Annotated in this window: 17 protein-coding genes and 1 pseudogene; 10 read left to right on the top strand and 8 right to left on the bottom strand. The window is 64.2% G+C overall.

The genetic code is table 11. The features are described 5' to 3' along the window. A partial coding sequence (locus EOA24_RS06145; protein ID WP_133374470.1) for an ABC transporter substrate-binding protein occupies positions 1-1,284 on the bottom strand: 1,284 nt, incomplete at its 3' end. A gap of 459 nt (positions 1,285-1,743) precedes the next feature. Here EOA24_RS06145 and EOA24_RS06140 point away from each other — a divergent pair. After that, positions 1,744-3,684, top strand: coding sequence for a long-chain fatty acid--CoA ligase (locus tag EOA24_RS06140; RefSeq protein WP_126079687.1), 1,941 nt, complete (start codon positions 1,744-1,746; stop codon positions 3,682-3,684). A 71-nt stretch (positions 3,685-3,755) separates the two neighbouring features. Further along, positions 3,756-4,388: a 50S ribosomal protein L11 methyltransferase gene (locus EOA24_RS06135; protein WP_126083590.1), complete on the top strand. Its 633-nt coding sequence runs from the start codon at positions 3,756-3,758 to the stop codon at positions 4,386-4,388. On the opposite strand, the gene EOA24_RS06130 is transcribed toward EOA24_RS06135, so the two are convergent. Continuing rightward, positions 4,385-5,110: an HAD family hydrolase gene (locus EOA24_RS06130; protein WP_126079688.1), complete on the bottom strand. Its 726-nt coding sequence runs from the start codon at positions 5,108-5,110 to the stop codon at positions 4,385-4,387. The genes EOA24_RS06135 and EOA24_RS06130 overlap by 4 nt on opposite strands. A 5-nt stretch (positions 5,111-5,115) precedes the next feature. Beyond that, positions 5,116-6,759, bottom strand: a complete 1,644-nt coding sequence (pgi, locus tag EOA24_RS06125; protein WP_127257602.1) for a glucose-6-phosphate isomerase — start codon at positions 6,757-6,759, stop codon at positions 5,116-5,118. Between pgi and EOA24_RS06120 the strand changes: the two genes are divergently transcribed. The 3 genes from EOA24_RS06120 to EOA24_RS06110 all read left to right on the top strand — a co-directional run bounded on the left by EOA24_RS06120 (position 6,747) and on the right by EOA24_RS06110 (position 10,385). Further along, positions 6,747-6,941 carry a hypothetical protein gene (locus EOA24_RS06120; RefSeq protein WP_126079690.1) on the top strand — a complete coding sequence of 65 codons (195 nt, stop codon included), beginning with the start codon at positions 6,747-6,749 and terminating at the stop codon, positions 6,939-6,941. The genes pgi and EOA24_RS06120 overlap by 13 nt on opposite strands. A gap of 138 nt (positions 6,942-7,079) precedes the next feature. Beyond that, on the top strand, positions 7,080-8,573 hold the full coding sequence (locus EOA24_RS06115; protein ID WP_040986066.1) for a PLP-dependent aminotransferase family protein: 1,494 nt from the start codon (positions 7,080-7,082) through the stop codon (positions 8,571-8,573). Between the two features lie 222 nt (positions 8,574-8,795). Then, the gene (locus EOA24_RS06110; protein ID WP_126079691.1) at positions 8,796-10,385 is read left to right on the top strand and encodes a trimethylamine methyltransferase family protein; all 1,590 of its coding nucleotides are present in this window, start codon (positions 8,796-8,798) and stop codon (positions 10,383-10,385) included. A gap of 59 nt (positions 10,386-10,444) precedes the next feature. On the opposite strand, the gene EOA24_RS06105 is transcribed toward EOA24_RS06110, so the two are convergent. Both EOA24_RS06105 and EOA24_RS06100 read right to left on the bottom strand, forming a co-directional pair. Continuing rightward, on the bottom strand, positions 10,445-10,843 hold the full coding sequence (locus EOA24_RS06105) for a hypothetical protein (protein ID WP_126079692.1): 399 nt from the start codon (positions 10,841-10,843) through the stop codon (positions 10,445-10,447). Between the two features lie 124 nt (positions 10,844-10,967). Then, complete coding sequence (locus EOA24_RS06100; protein ID WP_126079693.1) at positions 10,968-12,773, bottom strand: IlvD/Edd family dehydratase; 1,806 nt, start codon at positions 12,771-12,773, stop codon at positions 10,968-10,970. A 151-nt stretch (positions 12,774-12,924) separates the two neighbouring features. Between EOA24_RS06100 and EOA24_RS06095 the strand changes: the two genes are divergently transcribed. After that, positions 12,925-13,374: a carbon monoxide dehydrogenase subunit G gene (locus tag EOA24_RS06095; protein WP_042647051.1), complete on the top strand. Its 450-nt coding sequence runs from the start codon at positions 12,925-12,927 to the stop codon at positions 13,372-13,374. Between the two features lie 16 nt (positions 13,375-13,390). Here EOA24_RS06095 and EOA24_RS06090 read toward each other — a convergent pair whose 3' ends face one another. After that, positions 13,391-14,563, bottom strand: coding sequence for an Mrp/NBP35 family ATP-binding protein (locus tag EOA24_RS06090; RefSeq protein ID WP_126079694.1), 1,173 nt, complete (start codon positions 14,561-14,563; stop codon positions 13,391-13,393). A gap of 201 nt (positions 14,564-14,764) precedes the next feature. On the opposite strand from EOA24_RS06090, the gene EOA24_RS06085 reads away from it, so the two are divergent. Further along, positions 14,765-15,142: a VOC family protein gene (locus EOA24_RS06085; protein ID WP_126083591.1), complete on the top strand. Its 378-nt coding sequence runs from the start codon at positions 14,765-14,767 to the stop codon at positions 15,140-15,142. 22 nt (positions 15,143-15,164) lie between these two features. Here the strand turns inward: EOA24_RS06085 and EOA24_RS06080 are convergent, their stop codons facing one another. Together EOA24_RS06080 and EOA24_RS06075 are read right to left on the bottom strand one after the other, a co-directional pair. Beyond that, a complete protein-coding gene (locus EOA24_RS06080) occupies positions 15,165-16,169 on the bottom strand; it encodes an inorganic phosphate transporter (protein WP_126079695.1) in 1,005 nt (334 codons plus the stop codon). 3 nt (positions 16,170-16,172) lie between these two features. Then, positions 16,173-16,814, bottom strand: coding sequence for a DUF47 domain-containing protein (locus EOA24_RS06075; RefSeq protein WP_126079696.1), 642 nt, complete (start codon positions 16,812-16,814; stop codon positions 16,173-16,175). 161 nt (positions 16,815-16,975) lie between these two features. Between EOA24_RS06075 and EOA24_RS06070 the strand changes: the two genes are divergently transcribed. From EOA24_RS06070 to EOA24_RS06060, 3 genes and pseudogenes are all read left to right on the top strand, one after another. Further along, the gene (locus EOA24_RS06070) at positions 16,976-17,875 is read left to right on the top strand and encodes a LysR family transcriptional regulator (RefSeq protein WP_126079697.1); all 900 of its coding nucleotides are present in this window, start codon (positions 16,976-16,978) and stop codon (positions 17,873-17,875) included. A gap of 193 nt (positions 17,876-18,068) precedes the next feature. Then, entirely contained in the window at positions 18,069-18,548 is a 480-nt protein-coding gene (locus EOA24_RS06065; RefSeq protein WP_126079698.1) for a formate dehydrogenase subunit gamma, read from the top strand. Further along, positions 18,545-19,505: pseudogene (locus tag EOA24_RS06060) on the top strand (formate dehydrogenase); the annotation flags it as partial. The gene EOA24_RS06065 and the pseudogene EOA24_RS06060, both read left to right, overlap by 4 nt.

The raw sequence follows: 19,505 nt of genomic DNA, 5'->3' as shown, positions 1-19,505 counted from the left end.
GATCTGGAAGGCGCCCGGACGGTCCTTCTTCTTGCCTTCCTCGCGATACTTCGTCCATTCGTAGTTGACGATGGTCGCCTTGACGCCGACCTTGGCCCAGTCGGCCTGGATCAGCTCGGCGGCGCGTTGGAAGTTCGGGTTATACGGGCGAACGCGGTCGGAAGCCCAGAGCTGGATTTCCTTCAAGCCGGCAGCCTCGAGCACCTTCTTGGCCTCATCCGGATTGTAGGCGTCGGTCTTCACGTCCTTGTCCCACGACCACATGGTCGGCGGGATGAGGTTTTCGGCCGGTGTGGCGCCGGCATCCTGGAACAGCGACTTGATCAGCGCCTCCCGGTCGATCGCCTGGTTGAGCGCGTGGCGCACTTCCGGCTTGTCGAGCGGCGGGATCGTGGTGTTGTAGCTCATATAGCCGATGTTGAGGCCGGCCTGATCCATCAAGGTCACGTCCTTGTTGGCCTTGATGGTGGCGATGTCGGCCGGATTCGGATACGGAGCCACGTCGCACTCGCCGGCCAGCACCTTCTGGATGCGGGCGGTCGCGTCAGGCGTGATGGCGAAGACCAGATCGTCGATCTTTTCCTTGCCCTTGAAATAATCCGGATTGGCCGCATAGCGGATGACGGCGTCGAGCTGGTAGTCGACGAACTGAAACGGACCGGTGCCGATCGGCTTGGTCGAGAAGTCGGCCATCTTGCCGTCCTTCTCGAGCTGATCGGCATATTCCTTCGACACGATCGAGGCGAAGTCCATGCCGAGATTGGCCAGCATCGGCGCGTTCGGCTCGGTCAGCGTCAGCTTGACGGTGAGGTCGTCGACCTTCTCCCACTTGGCGACATATTTCGGCATGTCCATGCCGGTGTAATAGTCCCAGGTGAGGTTCGGCAGATACTTGTCGCCGTTCCACGGGTTCTGCTTGTTGAACTGGCGATCGAAGGAGAAGACGACGTCATCGGCGTTGAGGTCGCGCGTCGGCTTGAAATAATCGGTGGTCTGGAACTTCACACCCGGATGCAGATGGAAAGTGTAGACAAGGCCGTCGTCGGAAATTTCCCATTTGTCGGCAAGACCGGGCTCGATCTCCGTGCCGCCATGCTTGAACTCGACCAGTCGCGAATAGACCGTGCGCGACGAAGCGTCGAAGTCGTTGCCGCCGGTCGTCGTGCCGGGGTCGAAATTGGCCGGCGACGCTTCCGAGCAATAAACGAGCGTCTTGGCACTGGCCATGCCGCTGAGGACGCTTGCAGCCAGCAACGCGGCTGCAAAAGTCATTGTCTTTTTCATTGAGCACTCCCTGATGTTCTCTCAAGCCCCTCTATCAGGCTCGCGAAGGGCGCATATAAGCACCGTTTCTTCGCCTTTGGAACACCTCGTGTGCGTACCCCATGGGAAGCAGGAAAAGAATCTAGATTATGCTCCAATAATAGAAAAAATAAGCATTCTTTTCCGCTCACAACATTATTAACGACGGCATTTTTTTATTGATCGGCTGTCTTGGGGAACGAGCCCGTGAGGCCGCGCCGCCGGACGTCCGCCTGCCCTCCAGGCTGACGCGGGAGGCCATCGAGGAGCGGATTTCGACGGCAAATCTTTCCCCGCCCTGCCGCTGGGGCAAGGCTTGCACGGTCGCAGATAGAGGCAATACATAGATGATGGGCGGGATTTCCCGGAAAATCCGAACCGGCGTGGAGGACGCTTCTTGCGGAAGCGGGCGCCCATATCGAAGGCGACAGGGAGAGACAGGTGGCAAAAGCAGCCAAGACGACAGGGCCGGCGAAAGCAAAAGCCAAGGCCGCTGAAAGCGATGCGCCCAAGGCTGCCAAGGCTGCCGCCGCGCCGAAGGTGAAGACGGCCGCGAAGGCAGCGCCCGCCAAGGCGGCAAGGCCGGCCGCCGCCAAACCCGCAGCGCCAAAGGCCAAGGCGGCAGCCGCGAAATCCACAGAGCCGGCCACCGCCAAATCTGCCTCGAAGGGCTTGCCGAAGGCGATCACCGAACTCACGGTTGGCCTGCCGGAGAAGCCGTGGTTGAAAAGCTATCCGAAGAACATGCCGGCAGAGATCGGCGCCCTGCCCTACAAGTCCATCGGCGAGTTCCTGGTCGGCGCCTGCAAGCAATTCGCCAGGCAGCCGGCCTTCGTGTGCATGGGCAAGTCAATCACTTATGCGGAGCTCGAGCGGCTGTCGGCCGCGTTCGGCGCCTACCTGCAGGCAAGAGGCCTGGAAAAGGGCGCGCGCGTGGCGCTGATGATGCCGAACGTGCTGCAATATCCGGTGGCGATGATGGCGGTGCTCCGCGCCGGCTACACGGTGGTGAATATCAACCCGCTCTACACGCCGCGCGAACTGGAACATCAGTTGAAGGATTCCGGCGCGCAGGCGATCGTCATCCTGGAAAACTTCGCCGGCACGCTGCAGGCGGTCATCGCCAGGACGCCTGTGAAGCATGTCATCGTCGCATCGATGGGCGACATGCTGGGCGGCCTCAAGGGCGCCATCGTCAACCTCGTCGTGCGGCGGGTGAAGAAGATGGTTCCGGCATGGTCGCTGCCCGGCCACGTCAAGTTCAACGCCGTGCTCAAGACCGGCGCGACCATCGCCTTCAAGCCGCCCACGGTCTCCGGCGACGACATCGCCTTCCTGCAATATACGGGCGGCACCACCGGCGTCTCGAAGGGCGCCGTGCTGCTGCATCGCAACGTGCTTTCGAACGTCGCGCAGAACTCGCTATGGGTGGAGGACGCCTATACGGTGAAGCCCAAGCCGGCGCATCAAAACTTCATCTGCGCGCTGCCGCTCTATCATATCTTCGCGCTGACGGTGAATGCACTGATGGGCATGCAGCAGGGCGCGCAGAACGTGCTGATCCCCAACCCGCGCGACATTCCGGGCTTCGTCAAGGAACTGGCGAAATACCCGATGCACATCTTCCCGGGCCTCAACACCCTGTTCAACGCGCTGCTCAACAATGAGGAGTTCCGCAAGCTGGACTTCAAGCCGCTGATCCTGACGCTGGGCGGCGGCATGGCGGTGCAGAAGGGCGTCGCCGAACGCTGGAAGGCGCTGACCGGCTGCCCGGTGAGCGAAGGCTACGGACTGTCCGAAACATCGCCGGTGGCCACCGCCAACAAATTCAGCTCCAGCGACTTCACCGGCACGATCGGCCTGCCGCTGCCTTCGACCGAGATCGCCATCCGCGATGACGACGGCAACAATGTGCCGCTTGGCGAGGTGGGCGAGATATGCATCCGCGGCCCGCAGGTGATGGCCGGCTACTGGAACCGGCCCGACGAGACCGCCAAGGTGATGACCAAGGACGGCTTCTTCAAATCCGGCGACATGGGCTTCATGGACGAGCGCGGCTACACCAAGGTCGTCGACCGCAAGAAGGACATGATCCTGGTCTCCGGCTTCAACGTCTATCCGAACGAACTGGAAGAGGTGGTGGCGCATCACCCTGGCGTGCTGGAAGCGGCCGCGATCGGCGTGCCGGACGAGCATTCCGGCGAAGTGCCTAAATTGTTCGTGGTCAAGAAGGATCCGGCGCTGACCGTCGAGGCGCTGATGGCTTATTGCCGCGAGAACCTGACCGGCTACAAGCGGCCGAGATACATCGAATTCCGCACCGAACTGCCGAAGACGCCGGTCGGCAAGATCCTGCGTCGCGCGCTGCGGGACCAGGCTTGAGCGATAGTGCGGCCAGCCTGAGGCGAGAGCCGGCGAAAGCGCTCGATCGGGCGGAGTTCATCAAGGCGAACATGCGGCTGGCGCCGGTGCCGTCAGTGCCGGAGGTCCGGCTTTATCAGGCGCATCCGGGCAGCGGCCTGCGGCGGCTGCTCGAACCGGAGGACGGTGACGAAGGCGAGGCAGAGCCACAGCCGCCCTACTGGGCCTACGCCTGGGCCGGCGGCGCGGTTCTGGCCCGCTATGTGCTGGACCGCCCGTCGATCGTGGCCGGCAAACGCGTGCTCGATCTCGGCGCCGGCTCGGGGCTGGTCGGCATCGCGGCGGCAAAAGCCGGGACGCGCGCGGTGATCGCAGCGGAGATCGACCGCAACGGGATCGTGGCGCTGAGCCTCAACGCGGAAGCCAATGGCGTCGCCATCCAGATATGCGAGGGGGATGTCACCGACGGTCCGCCGCCGGCGGTCGACTTGGTGCTCGCGGGCGATGTCTTTTACGCGCAGGATGTGGGGCAGCGGATGATGCCGTTCCTCGAACGCTGCCTGGCCGCCGGCATCGACGTGCTGGTCGGTGACCCCGGCCGTGCCTGGCTGCCGAGGTCGCGGCTCTGCCTGCTCGGCGAATACCATGTGCCGGATGTCGGCGGAAACGGCGGCGGCGAGCCGAAGCCAAGCGCGGTGTTCGCGCTTGTGGCCGAACCCGGTTAGCCCGCAGGCACGCTCATCCGCGCGGCAAGGAAATCCGGCAGGTCGGCGACCGAGTCCAGGATGACATCCGCCATCGGCGCCAACGAGTCGCGCGTGCCGGTGCCGGAAAGCACGCCCACCGCCAGGCCGCAGCCGCCGGCGCGCGCCATCTCCAGGTCATGGCGATTGTCGCCGACCATGGCGATCTCGCCCGGCTTCAGCCCGGTCAGATCGCAAAAGGCAATGACGGTGTCCGGCGCCGGCTTCGGGTTGGCCACGGCATCATAGCCGAAGGCGGCGTCGAAAAGCTGCGCGACACCGAGCGTGGCGAGTGTCTTCTCGGCGCCGCTGGTGGAATCATTGGTGGCGACGCCCATGCGGTAGGATCGCGTGTGCAGCGCCCGCAGCGAATCGAGAACGCCGGGAAGCGCCACCGCCATCGAGGAGCCCTGCACGGAGGTGATCTCGTTGAAGCGCGAAACGGCATGCATCTGGTCTTCGTCGGACAGGCGCGGAAACCACAGTTCGACGACGTCCATGTTCGAACCCGAGGCAAAGATCGAATCGGGCTTGAAGCGTTTCGTGACGAAGTCGAAGCCGGCGGCGGCGAGCAGGCGATCGGCCTTCCAGCGATCGCCTTCGGCGGCATCCATCGCCATGAAGTCCGCGACACCGAGCCAGGTTGCATTGAAGTCGACAAGCGTGCCGTCCTTGTCGAAGAGAATTCCCTTGATGTCTGCCAATCCTTTTACTCCGAACCGCGCAAGTGGTGGATGTGTCCCACCAGACCGGCAGTCGAGGCGTCGCGGTTTGCGGCAGTCTCCTTGCCCTCAACGACAGGCAGCAGGCCTGTCGCCAGTTCCTTGCCGAGCTCGACGCCCCATTGATCGAAGGAATTGATGTTGAAAAGCGTGCCCTCGGCGAAGACGCGATGCTCGTAGAGCGCGATTATACGGCCCAACGTGCGCGGATCGAGCTTGCGGTAGAGGATGGTGAGCGAGGGGCGGTTGCCTGAGAAGACGCGGTGCGGCGCGATGCGGTCGACATCGGCCGGTTTCATGCCCTTGGCCAGCATCTGCGCGCGCGCTTCTTCCAGCGTGCGGCCCTTCATGAAGGCCTCCGATTGCGCCAGGCAGTTGGCGAGCAGGAGGTCGTGCTGGTGCTTCAGTTCGGGCTCGTGGCCGACGGCAGCGGCAAGGAATTCGACCGGGATGAAGTCGGTGCCCTGGTGCAGAAGCTGGAAGAAGGCGTGCTGGCCGTTGGTGCCGGGTTCGCCCCAGACCAGCGGGCCGGTCGGCGTGGCGACCGCGGTGCCGTCCAGCGTGACGCTCTTGCCGTTCGATTCCATGTCGAGCTGCTGCAGATAAGCCGGCAATCGCGACAGGCGCTGGTCGTAAGGGATGACGGCGCGGGCCGGATATTTGCAGACGACCCGGTGCCACCAGCCGATCAGCCCCAGCAGCACCGGCAGGTTCTTCTGCACGGGTGCTGAGCGGAAATGCTCGTCCATCTCATGCGCGCCGTCGAGGAAGGCGCGGAAGTTGCGCGGACCGACGGAAATCATCACCGGCAGGCCGATGGCGCTCCAGACCGAGTAGCGGCCGCCGACCCAGTCCCAGAAGCCGAAGACGCGGTCCTGCTCTATGCCGAACTTCGCCACCAGGTCGAGCGCGGTCGACACGGCGGCGAAATGCTTGCCAACCGCCTCCTTGCCAAGCGCCTTCTGCACCCAGTCGCGCGCCGTCTCAGCATTCGTCATCGTCTCGACCGTGGTGAAGGTCTTGGAGGCGACGATGAACAAAGTCGTCTCGGCGGACAGGCCCTTCAGCGTGTCGTGGATATGGGCGCCGTCGACATTGGAGACGTAATGCGCACGCGGTCCGTCATGGTAGGGCGCCAGCGCCAGCGTCACCATCGCCGGGCCGAGGTCCGAGCCGCCGATGCCGATGTTGACGATGTCGGTGATCTTCTTGCCGGTGGCGCCCGCAGCCTTGCCGGAGCGGATGGCGTCGGCGAAAGCGCCCATGGCATCGAGCACGGCAATCACATCAGCCTTGGTATCCTGCCCATCGACGATCACGCTCTTGCCGGTCAGGTTGCGCAGCGCGGTGTGCAGAACGGCGCGGTTCTCGGTGATGTTGATCTTCTTGCCTTCGAACATGGCCGCGCGGCGTCCCGCGAGGTCGGCGGCGCCGGCGAGCTTCTCCAGCATCGTCATGGTGTTTGCGTCGACCGCGCATTTCGACCAGTCGAGGAGAAGGTCGCCGTCGGTGGCGGAGAACGTCTCGAAACGTTTGGGATCGGCAGCGAAGGCCTCGCGCATCGTGCCCTTGGCCGCCGCGCGCTGATCACGCAGCTCGGCAAGTTGCTTGTCGAAAGATGACTGATCCACTGGCGGGCTCCTGGCGGGTTTTTAGATTTATCTTAACAGGCCGGATGTTTCCGGCGCGTGTCGTCGCGTCATTTTCGCATCATTCTATTGAGCCGATTTCCATTTCATTCAAGCGCGGCATTGCCGCAGTGCATCACGCTTTTATGATGCACTGCGGCATTGTTTTACCGATCGCTAAATGAACCGCTAACGCGGGCCGATAGATCACTGGCATAAATCCCAGCGATCAGAAAAATTGATTGGCGCAACCCCTTATGCCACCCATACACTCCACTGGTCCAGCCAAGTGAAAACAGCTGGCCATCCGAGGATGATTTCCCATGCCACAGCGCAATGACACGGCCATATGGTCCGGCCTGTTCCGGATTTCGGCTGAATCCGGCCAAACCCTCCAGGCACAGATCCGCCAGGCGATCGTCGCGGCGATTCTCGACCGACAGATCGCCGCTTCGATGCCGCTGCCGTCTTGCCGGATTCTGGCGGAAAAACTCGGGGTTGCCCGTGGCACGGTGGTGCTCGCCTTCCAGCAGCTGGTCGACCAGGGCTTCCTGGTGGCGCGCGAGCGGCGCGGCCATTTCGTCAACCCTGACGTGCTGGCTACCCCGGCCAAGCCGCATCAGAAGGCGCCCGACCAGCAGAACGAGATCGACTGGAAGGCGCGCCGGCAGATCGCCGCAAGCGATATGCCGCCGCCGGCCAAGCACGACAACTGGATCAAGTCCTCCTATCCATTCGTCTACGGCCAGTTCGACCCGGCGCTGTTCCCGACCGCCGAATGGCGCGAGTGCAACCGCATGGCGCTGGCCGTGCTCGAGATCCGCAATTGGGCGTCCGACATGGTGGATCGCGACGATCCGCTGCTGATCGAGCAGATCCAGGCCAGGCTGCTGCCGCGCCGCGGCATCTTTGCCAATCCGGACGAGATCATCGTGACGCTGGGCGCGCAGAACGCGCTCTATATGCTGGCCTCGCTCTTGATGACCAAGGGTTCGAAGGTGGCGATGGAGGATCCAGGCTATCCCGACGCCCGCTCGATCTTCCGGCTGGCCGGTGCCGATATCCAGCCGGTTCCGGTCGACCAGTCGGGCATCGTGACCTCGTCGATCCCCAGCGATTCCGGCTTCGTCTTCGTCACGCCGAGCCATCACTGCCCGACCATGGTGCCGCTGTCGGCGGAACGCCGGCAGGATCTTCTGGCGCGCGCCAACCGCAACAACCAGATCATCATCGAGGACGGCTATGACAGCCAGCTGCTCGACGAGGCGCCGCAGCAGGCGCTGAAGAGCCTCGACCGCTCGGGCCGCGTCATCTATGTCGGCTCGATGTCGAAGACGCTGGCTCCGGGCCTCAGGCTTGGCTACATCGTGGCCTCGGCCGGGCTGATCGCCGAGCTTCGCGCGCTGCGCCGCTTCATGCTCAGGCACCCGCCGGCGAACAACCAGCGCGCTGTCGCGCTGTTCCTGTCGCTCGGCCATCACGAGGCGCTGGTGCGCAGGCTCTCCGCCGCCTTCGACGAGCGGCGCAAGCGGCTGGTCCATGCGATTTCCGCTTTCCTGCCAGAATGGCGCTCGACCGACTCGGCGGGCGGCACATCGCTCTGGCTGGAAGGGCCGCGCGGCACCGATTCGCGCGGCCTGGCCGAAGCCGCCGCTTCGCGCAGCGTCATCATCGAGCCCGGCGACCGGTTCTTCGACCGCAGCGAAAAGCCCTCGCGTTTCATGCGCTTGGGCATCTCCTCGATCTCGCTGCAGCATATCGAGCCCGGCATCCGCGAACTCGCCACCGCTGCCGGGCGCAGGCCCGCGGCGGCCTGATCCCCACGGACTTTCCAAAAAAGAGCCGGCAGCCGCCGGCTCTTTTTGCTTGGGCGCACGCTAGCCGCTTTATCACTCTGGCATATTCGACGGGATTGCTTGGCTCATAGGCTGTACCAATGCCGGCGGCATAGTCGGGGACATAAGGGGACGAGGCAGGCCGATGGTGGACCAACCGCCGCGGACCGCGTCGCAAATAAAGACAAAAGGTGGAGTGCTTCCATGTCAGTGGCTCTCGAGAAGCAGGAAGCGTCGTCGGACCAGCGTTCGCGGCGTTCCGGCGGGCGCGAAGCGCGCCGCGCGATGCGGGCGGCGCCCTTGGCCGACGACATCCGCCCGGTGCGGCCGGGGCTTGAAGGCGGCAGCTACGGGCCGTTGAGCCGGAACGACCAGGAACGCATCCACGAAGCGGTGCTGACGCTGCTGGAGACGGTCGGCTTCGCCAATGCCATCCCGTCCTGCATCGAAGCGCTGACCCGGGTCGGCGGCATTTATGGCGACGACGGCCGCATCCGGCTGCCGCGCGCGCTGGTGCTGGACAAGATCAAAAGGGCGGCGCGCAACTTCATCCTCTACGGCCAGGATCCCAAGCACGACATGCTGATCCAGGGCAAACGCGTGCATTTCGGCACGGCGGGCGCGGCGGTGCATTTGGTCGATGTCGAGAAGCGCGAATATCGCGAATCGCTGCTGCAGGACCTCTATGACGCCGCCCGTCTCGTCGAGGGGCTGGACAACATCCATTTCTTCCAGCGCACCATGGTGCCGCGCGATATTCCCGACCCGCTCGATATGGATTTCAACACGCTCTATGCCTGCGTGATGGGGACATCGAAGCATGTCGGCACCTCGTTCACCGTGCGCGAGAACGTCAAGCCGGCGCTGGAGATGCTCTATACGATCGCCGGCGGCGAAGAAAATTTCCGGGCGCGACCTTTCGTGTCGAACTCGAACTGCTTCGTCGTGCCGCCGATGAAGTTCGCCGAGGACGCCTGCGGCGTGCTCGAAGCCTGCGTCGAGGGCGGTATTCCGATCCTTCTTCTTTCGGCCGGTCAGGCCGGCGCCACAGCACCCGCCGCGATTGCCGGCGCCGTGGTCCAGGCAGTGGCGGAAGTGCTGATGGGCCTGGTCTATGTCAACGCAATCAAGCCTGGGCATCCGGCGATTTTCGGCACATGGCCGTTCGTCTCCGACCTCAGGACAGGCGCCATGTCCGGCGGCTCGGCCGAGCAGGCGGTGCTGACCGCGGCCTGCGCGCAGATGGCGCAATATTACGACCTGCCCGGCGGCTCGGCCGCCGGCATGTCGGACTCCAAGCTGCCCGACATACAGGCCGGTTACGAGAAGGGCATCACCAATGTGATGGCGGGGCTGTCCGGCCTCAACCTGGTCTATGAGTCGGCCGGCATGCATGCCTCACTGCTCGGCTTCTGCCTCGAAAGCCTGATCATCGACAACGACATGCTGGGACATTGCCTGCGCTGCGTGCGCGGCATCGAGGTGACCGACGATGCGCTGTCGATCGACACCATCGCCGAGGTCTGCCTCAAAGGCCCCGGGCACTATCTCGGCAACGATCAGACATTGAAGCTGATGCAGACCGAGTATTTCTATCCCGCCGTCGGCGACCGTTTCTCGCCCAAGGAATGGAACGAAAAGGGCCGGCCCGACATCCTGTCGCGGGCGATCGCGGAGAAGAAGCGCGTGCTTGCGGAGCGTTTCCCGCGCCATGTCTCGCGCCTGCTCGACGACAAATTGCGCGCCCGCTTCGGCGAGATGATCAAGCTGCCGCGCAGCGGCATGGGCGGCTAGGACACGTTGATATTTAGGTGAGGCCGGCCTGACCGGAATCTCAACGCGTCCTACCCAAATCACTCCGCGCTGAGTCCATAGCGCTCAACCACTTCTGGATTGATCAGCTTGGCGTGCAGCGTCATCAGCACGATCTGAGCGTCGAAACTGTCGCCGGCCTCCAGCGCCGCCTCGATGCGGCGCTCGACCGCCAAGGTCGGCTCCCGGCCGTTGGCCTGCTCGAACACGTCCGGCCCGGCGACGCAATAGCCGCAAAGCTGCGCCACCGAGCTATACGCGTCGGCCGGCGGCTCGTCCGGCCAGCGGTCGTTCATCAGATTGACGATGGTGAGTTTCACGCCTTCGGGAACCAGGGCCGGATGCAGGTCGGCCTTGCGCAACGCCTCATCCAGCTGCCGCAGGTCGCCCGAGCGGCCGAACATGCCGAGGAAGCCCAGGGAAGAACGCCGTCTTGCCACGATAATCTCCCCCCTTCGCGGCCTGCCGAGATCAACCTTATCTGTGTGCTGGGCGTGGCCGAAACAAGGGCACGAAAAAGGACGACTCGCCGGAGGCGAGCCGTCCTCATGATTTAGTCGACAATCAGTGATTGTCGCGCGGCACGCCGCTGGTGTGGGCGACGTCCTGGTACTTTACCGCCGGCTTGAGCACCATGCCGGCCGAGAACTGGTCGACCATGCCGCGCTGGATCTCCTGCCAGGGCGTCTGGTGCTTGGGATAGTGATAGCCGCCATTGGCCTGCAGCGCGGCGCGCCGCTTGGCGATCTCCTCGTCGCTGACGAGAATGTTGGCCGTGCCCTTCTTCAGGTCGATGCGGACGCGGTCGCCGGTCTTGAGCAGGGCGAGGCCGCCGCCGATCGCGGCTTCCGGTGAGGCGTTGAGGATCGACGGCGAACCGGACGTGCCGGACTGGCGGCCGTCACCGATACAGGCCAGTGAATGGATGCCCTTCTTGATCAGGTAGGCTGGCGGCTGCATGTTGACCACCTCGGCGCCGCCCGGATAGCCGACCGGACCGGCGCCGCGCATGAACAGGATCGTGTGCTCGTCGATGCCCTGCGCCGGATCGTCGATGCGGGCGTGGTAGTCCTCCGGCCCGTCGAAGACCATGGCGTTGCCCTCGAAAGCCTCCGGATCGTTGGGATTGGAGAGATAACGCTCACGGAACTCGGGCGAGATGCCGCTCGTCTTCATGATGGCGGAATCGAACAGATTGCCCTTGAGATTGATGAAGCCGGCATTGGCCTTGAGCGGCTGGTCGGCGCTGCGGATGACCTCGTGGTTCTCGTTGACGGCATCCCGGCAATTGTCGCCCATCGACTTGCCGTTGGCGGTGATCGCATCGGGATGCGGCAGGAGCCCCGCCTTCATCAATTCGGCGACGACCGCCGGCACGCCGCCGGCATGGTGATAGTCTTCGCCAAGATATTCGCCGGTCGGCTGCAGGTTGACGAGGAGCGGCACGTTGAGGCCGATCTTCTGCCAGTCGTCATTGTCGAGCGGCACGCCGAGATGGCGGGCGATCGCGTTGAGGTGGATCGGCGCATTGGTGGAGCCGCCGATGGCCGAGTTGACGACAATGGCGTTTTCGAAGGCCTGGCGCGTCATGATGTCGGAGGGCTTCAGGTCCTCATGCACCATGTCGACGATGCGCTTGCCGGTCTCGTAGGCGATCTGGCCGCGCTCGCGATAGGGCGCCGGAATGGCGGCCGAACCGGGGAGCTGCATGCCGAGCGCCTCGGCCAGCGAGTTCATGGTGGTGGCGGTGCCCATGGTGTTGCAATAGCCGGTCGACGGCGCCGAGGAGGCGACGATGTCCATGAACTCGTCATAGTTGATCTCGCCGGCAGACAGGCGCTGGCGTGACTCCCAGACGATGGTGCCGGAGCCGGTGCGCTTGCCCTTGTGCCAGCCATTGAGCATCGGACCGACCGACAGCGCTATCGCCGGAATGTTGACGGTGGCCGCCGCCATCAGCAACGCCGGCGTGGTCTTGTCGCAGCCGATGGTGAGCACGACGCCGTCGAGGGGATAGCCGTAAAGAACCTCGACGAGGCTGAGATAGGCAAGGTTGCGGTCGAGCGCGGCGGTCGGGCGCTTGCCGGTCTCCTGGATCGGATGGCACGGGAACTCGAAGGGGATGCCGCCCATCGAGACGATGCCTTCACGCACGCGCTTGGCAAGCTCGAGGTGGTGGCGGTTGCAGGGCGAAAGATCAGAACCGGTCTGCGCGATGCCGATCAGCGGCTTGCCCGACATCAGCTCGGCGCGGGTCAGGCCATAGTTCAGATAACGCTCGAGATAGAGCGCCGTCATGCCTGGATTGTCGGGGTTGTCGAACCACTCCTGCGAGCGAAATTTCTTCTTCCTGGTGGGGGCGCCTGCCATGGTGGTCTCCGTATTTGTATGACAAATCGATAGGACAACGCGCGAGCGCAAGCAAGAGGTAGACGCAGCCGGGACCCGGACTTTGGTGCGATAGACTTGTTACGGGCCGCGCGCTACGACCAATCGATAACAGCAATCCGGGAGGGGTTTGATGGCTTTGGTGATCGAAGGCGAGGAGCGGATCGCCGCACCCGTCAAAAAAGTGTGGGAAGCCCTCAACGACCCGGAGATCCTGAAAGAAGCCATTCCGGGCTGCCAGAGCCTCGAGAAGAATTCGGACACCGAGATGGCGGCGACCGTGGTGCTGAAGATCGGGCCGATCAAGGCGACCTTCAACGGCGAAGTGACGCTGAAGAACCTCAAGCCACCGCATTCCTACACCATCCAGGGCGAAGGCAAGGGCGGCATTGCCGGTTTCGCCAAGGGCGGCGCCGACGTGACGCTGACCGAGGACGGGCCGGATGCGACGGTGCTCAAATACGCCGCCAAGGCCGAGGTCGGCGGCAAGATCGCGCAGCTCGGCAGCCGGCTGATCCAGTCGACATCGAAGAAGCTCGCGGGGCAGTTCTTCTCGACGTTTGGCGAGAAGGTCGGCGCCTGACCCCTGCCCTGGAGGGCTACTCGAACACGATGCTCGGCACGGCGGCTTCGGCCGCGCCGCGCTCTTCCTGGACCCGATCCCAGACCTTCGAGGCGATGTCGCGATAAATCTTCGCCTCGGCGCCCTCGGGCTTGGAGGCGACCACCGGCGCGCCGGCGTCCGAGCTTTCGCGGATGCCCATTTCCAGAGGCACCTCGCCGAGGAAGGTGACGCCGAGGCGCTCGGCCTCGCGGCGCGCCCCGCCATGGCCGAAAATGTCGTAGCGCTTGCCGGTGTCGGGTGCGAGGAAGTAGCTCATGTTCTCGACGATGCCGAGCAGCGGCACGTCGACCTTCTTGAACATGTTGAGGCCCTTGCGCGCGTCGATCAGCGCCAGGTCCTGCGGAGTGGAGACGATGACGGCGCCGGCAAGCGGCACCTGCTGCGCCATGGTGAGCTGGGCGTCGCCGGTGCCGGGCGGCATGTCGACCACCAGCACGTCGAGCGGACCCCATTCGACCTCGCGCAGCATCTGCGTCAGCGCCGACATCACCATCGGGCCGCGCCAGATCATCGGCGTCTCCTCATCGACGAGGAAGCCCATCGACATGACCTTCAGCCCATAATTCTGCATCGGCTTCAGGATCTTGCCGTCGACCGTCTGCGGCCGGCCATGGATGTTGAGCAGCCTGGGCATAGACGGGCCGTAGATATCGGCATCGAGCACGCCGACCTTCAGCCCATTGGCGGCGAGGCCAAGCGCCAGGTTGACGGCGGTGGTCGACTTGCCGACGCCGCCCTTGCCGGAAGCGACGGCGATGATGGCGTCGATGCCGGGCACGCCGCGCCTGCCGTGGCTGTGCGAAGCCGGCGCCTGTGGCGCGGGACGCTGTGACGGCTGCGGGGCTGCGGGCCTCGGCGCTGCCGGGCGCGCCGGAACCGGCGCTTCCATGCCGCCGCCCTTCTTCTCCGCCGTGAGCGCGACGACGGCGCTGGCGACGCCGGGGATGGCCTTTACCGCGCGCTCGGCCGCGGCGCGCAGCGGCTCCAGCTCCTGGGCCCGGGCGGCGGGAACGGTGATCGAGAAGAACACTTTGGAATCGGCGATGAAGATCTCCGAAACCATGCCCAGGTCGACGATGTTGCCGGTGAAGTCCGGCCCGTTCACCGTCTTCAGGCGCTCGACGACGGATTCCTTGGTGACGGTCATTGATCTTTCCTCGGGACTTTGGCGTTCCAGATAGTGCAGTTTCCCGCCAGAACCAAGCCGTGGCGCAATCGCTCAGCCGGCGTGCCCCGGAAAGCGACGGATGATGTCGGATCTGCCAATCGGCATTCGAGCCCTGTCATGGCCAAACGAGCCGCCCGCGCTATCTCCCTTGCCATCACGACAAGCGTGAAGGAGATCGTCATGCTCGAAAACAGCAATGCGACAGCCAATCTCGCGGTGAAAGACCTGGAAAAGGCCAAGGCGTTCTACGAGGGAATGCTCGGCCTCAAACAGGTCGACGACATGGGCGGCGAACTCGTCGTCTATAAAAGCGGAGACACGCTCATCAACGTCTACCATTCGCAATTTGCCGGCACCAACAAGGCAACGGCGGTGACGTGGACGGTCGGCGACCGGATCGAGCCGATCGTCAAGTCGCTGCGGGCGAAAGGCGTCAGCTTCGAGCACTACGATATGCCCGGGCTGACGCTGGAGGGCGACATCCATATCGGCTACGGGATGAAAGTCGCCTGGTTCAGGGATCCTGATGGCAACATCCTGAACCTGGTGTACAAGTAGCCCCGCTACGAGTTGAGGCCGATCATCCGGCCAACCGTGTGACGAGGTAGGTCAACGCCGAGATAGCCGCTGTCGCCGGCAGGGTGATCACCCAGGCGACGACGATGTTGCCGGCAATGCCCCAGCGCACGGCAGAGACGCGGCGGGCGGCGCCCACGCCGATGATGGCGCCGGTGATGGTGTGGGTGGTCGAGACCGGAACACCGAGCCAGGTGGCGGCGAAAAGCGTGATGGCGCCGCCGGTCTCAGCGCAAAAACCCTGCATTGGGTTCAGCCGCGTGATCTTCGATCCCATCGTGTGCACGATGCGCCAGCCGCCGAGCAGCGTGCCCAGGGCCAGCGCCGACTGGCAGGTGAGGACCACCCACAGCGGCACGTAGAAGCTCTGGCCGAGCATACCTTGCGAATAGAGCAGCACGGCGATGATGCCCATGGTCTTTTGCGCGTCGTTGCCGCCATGCCCCAGCGAATAAAGCGAGGCGGAAAAGAACTGCAGCACGCGGAACGTGTTGTCGACGGCAAACGGCGTCTGGCGCACGAACAGCCAGGAGACGACGAGAACCAGGACGAGCGCCAGCACGAATCCGGTCGCCGGCGAGAGCACGATCGCCGCGACCGTCTTGCCGAGCCCGGACCAGACGATGGCGCCGGTCCCGGCCTTGGCGACGCCGGCGCCGACCAGCCCGCCGATCAGCGCGTGCGAACTGCTCGACGGAATGCCGGCGACCCAGGTGACGATGTTCCAGACGATGGCGCCGACAAGTGCCGAGAAGATCACCGCCGGCGTGACGATGCTGGCGTCGACAATGCCTTTCCCGACCGTCTCGGCCACATGCAGGCCGAAGAACAGGAAGGCGATGAAATTGAAGAAAGCCGCCCAGAACACTGCGTAATGCGGCCTGAGCACCCGGGTGGAAACGATGGTGGCGATCGAATTGGCGGCGTCGTGCAGGCCGTTCAGGAAATCGAAGAACAGGGCCACGGCGACGAGGCCGATCAGCAGCGGAAAAGCGATCGTGGCCTCCATCGCCTAAACGTTCTCGATCACGATGCCGCTGATCTCGTTGGCGACGTCCTCGAAGCGGTCGACCACCTTTTCCAGTTGGCCGTAGATCTCCGAGCCGATCAGGTAAGCCATCGGGTCGCTGCGGCCGTGATGCCTGAACAGATCCTTGAGGCCCTGCTCGTGCAGGTCGTCGGCGCGGCCTTCGACGCGCATGACCTCCTCGGCGATGGCGTTGAGGCGCGCTGCGTTGGCGCCGACCTTGCCGAGCAGCGGGATCGCCTCCGCGACCAGCCGGGCTGCCTGGACGATGACGCCGCCCATTTCCCGCATCAGCGGGTCGAACTCCCTCACCTCGAACAGCTTCACCGTCTTGACGGTCTTGTGCATCATGTCGATGGCGTCATCCATCGACTGGATCAGATCCTTGATGTCGCCGCGATCGAAAGGGGTGATGAAGGAGCGCCTGACCGCAAGCAGGACCTCGGCGGTGATGCCGTCGGCCTCGTTTTCGAGATCGACGATCGTCTGGCACCAGCCGTCGATGTCCTCGCCGTTGAGAAGATGCTGAAGGGCTTCGGCGCCGCCGACCACAGTGCGCGAATGCCGCTCGAACAGATCGAAGAAGCGATCCTCGCGCGGCAACAGCTTGCGAAACCAGGCCAGCATGTCGTCCTCCTCAATCCGCCCACCCCCCACATAGCGCACATGTGCGGCGCGGGAAAACAGATAGCCGGCTCAAAAATGTGGACGACGTCCGATTGTGCGTGCGTCTTGCGGAGCGATGCGATTTCCCCGACCTTGAGCTAAACCGCGTTGGATCGGATGGCATGATCGACAAACTGGAGTTCTTCCTGGCGCTGGCCAAGGAGGAGCATTTCGGCCGGGCGGCGGAGGTGTGCGGCGTCACCCAGCCGACGCTGTCGGCCGGCATCAAGCAGCTCGAGGAGCAGCTCGGCGTCATGCTGGTGCTGCGCGGCTCGCGCTTCCAGGGCCTGACGCCGGAAGGCAGGCAGGTGCTGGGCTGGGCGCGACGCATCGTCGGCGACACAAGGACGATGCGCGAGGAGATGCGGGCGGCGCGCCACGGCCTTGCCGGCCGTATCCGCATCGCCGCCGTTCCGACGGCGCTGGCAATGGTGGCACGGCTGACGACGCCGTTTCGCGAAAAGCATCCGGGCGTAACCTTCTCCATCCTGTCGCGGACCTCGATCGAGGTGCTGTCGCTGCTCGGCAATTTCGACGTCGATGCCGGCATCACCTATCTCGACAACGAGCCGCTCGGGCGCGTCATCAGCGTGCCGCTCTATGACGAGCGCTACCAGTTGATCACCGCGGTCGGGAACCCCTATTCCGATCGCGACAAAGTGACGTGGGCCGAGATCAGCCAGCTGCCGCTCTGCCTGCTGACGCCTGACATGCAGAACCGCCGCATCATCGACCAGCATCTGGCGGAGGCCGGCGTGCAGGTCCGGCCGACGCTGGAATCCAACTCGATGATCGTGCTGTTCTCGCATATCCGTACAGGCAAATGGTCGTCGATCATGCCGCTCAACCTCGCGGAAACGTTCGGCTTTTCGGAGCCGATCCGGGCCATTCCGATCGTCGAGCCGGACGCCAGTCACACGGTCGGTCTGGTGGCAGCACCCCGCGAGCCGCACACGCCTCTGGTGCAGGCGCTGCTGGACGAGGCGATGGCGCTGGCAGACGATTTCCGCCGTCATCGCTAGGTTAGAGAATGCGGGCCACCGCTGTTCGATAGGAAATTTCTATCGATCGACGGGAGCGCTTTATTGATTTCGGAGGTTTCCTCTGATTTCGTAAGGACTTAGCGATATTGCGCCCTATGCATGTCGTTGCCCCGAAAACGCTCTATATCCTGGGGTGACATACATTGGCCGCCACGACCAGGGAGGGCGCTGCGTGACCATGCAGGCCGCAAGTACCGAGATCGCGTCGCGCACGGCGGCGATCATTGATGAGATGAAGGGCCTCGAGGGCCCGCTGCTGCCGATCCTGCACAGCATACAGGAAGAGTTCGGATACGTTCCGAAGGACGCGCTGCCGGTGATCGCCGACGGGCTGAACCTTTCCCGCGCCGAAGTGCATGGCGTGGTGAGCTTCTATCACGATTTCCGCGCCAAGCCCGCCGGACGGCATGTGCTCAAGCTCTGCCAGGCGGAAGCCTGCCAGTCGATGGGGTCGGATGCGGTCGCGGCCAAGGTCAAGCAGCTGCTCGGCATCGATTTCCACGAGACCACGCGCGACGGATCGGTTACACTGGAGCCGGTCTACTGCCTCGGGCTTTGCGCCTGCTCGCCGTCGGCGATGCTCGACGGCGAAGTCATCGGCCGGCTCGATGACGAGAAGATCGAAGAGATCGTCGCGGAGGTGCGTTCATGATCCCGCGCATCTATATCCCCGCAGATTCCGGCGCGCTGGCGCTCGGTGCCGAGAAGGTCGCCAGGGCGATCGAGAAGGAGCTCAAGGAGCGCGGCGTCGAGGCCAAGATCGTGCGCAACGGCTCGCGCGGCGCCTATTTCCTCGAGCCAATGGTCGAAGTGGCGACCGACAAGGGTCGCGTCGCATACGGGCCGGTCAAGCCGTCCGACGTCAAGAGCCTGTTCGACAGCGGCTTCCTCACCGGCGGCCACCACAAGCGCTGGCTAGGCGCGCCCGACAAGATCCCCTTCTTCGCCAAGCAGACGCGGCTGACCTTCGCGCGCTGCGGCATCAACGATCCGCTGTCGCTCGATGCCTACAAGTCGCTAGGCGGCTTGCGCGGCCTGCAGAACGCCGTCGCCATGGCGCCGGCCGACGTCGTCAAGCAGGTTACCGAGTCGGGCCTGCGCGGCCGCGGCGGCGCCGGCTTCCCGACCGGCATCAAGTGGAAGACGGTGCTGGATACGGCTGGCGCGCAGAAATACATCGTCTGCAACGCCGACGAAGGCGACAGCGCCACCTTCGCCGACCGCATGATCATGGAAGGCGATCCCTTCGTGCTGATCGAAGGCATGGCGATCGCCGGCATCGCCACCGGCGCGACCAAGGGTTTCGTTTATATCCGCTCGGAATATCCGCATGCGGTGGCGACGATGAACAAGGCCGTCGCGATCGCCCGCAAGGCCGGCGTGCTGGGCCTCAACGTGCTGGGCTCGCCCAACGCCTTCGACATGGAGATCCGCGTCGGCGCCGGCGCCTATGTCTGCGGCGAGGAAACCTCGCTCTTGAACAGCCTGGAGGGCAAACGCGGGGTGGTGCGCGCCAAGCCGCCGCTGCCGGCCACCCAAGGCTTGTTCAGCAAGCCGACGGTGATCAACAACGTGATCAGCCTGGCCTCGGTGCCTGTAATCATGGACA

The sequence above is a fragment of the Mesorhizobium sp. M2A.F.Ca.ET.039.01.1.1 genome (assembly GCF_003998035.1).
Classification (GTDB): domain Bacteria; phylum Pseudomonadota; class Alphaproteobacteria; order Rhizobiales; family Rhizobiaceae; genus Mesorhizobium.
Note: the sequence above shows the minus strand (reverse complement) of the source record. Positions and strands in the feature narration are given on the sequence as shown.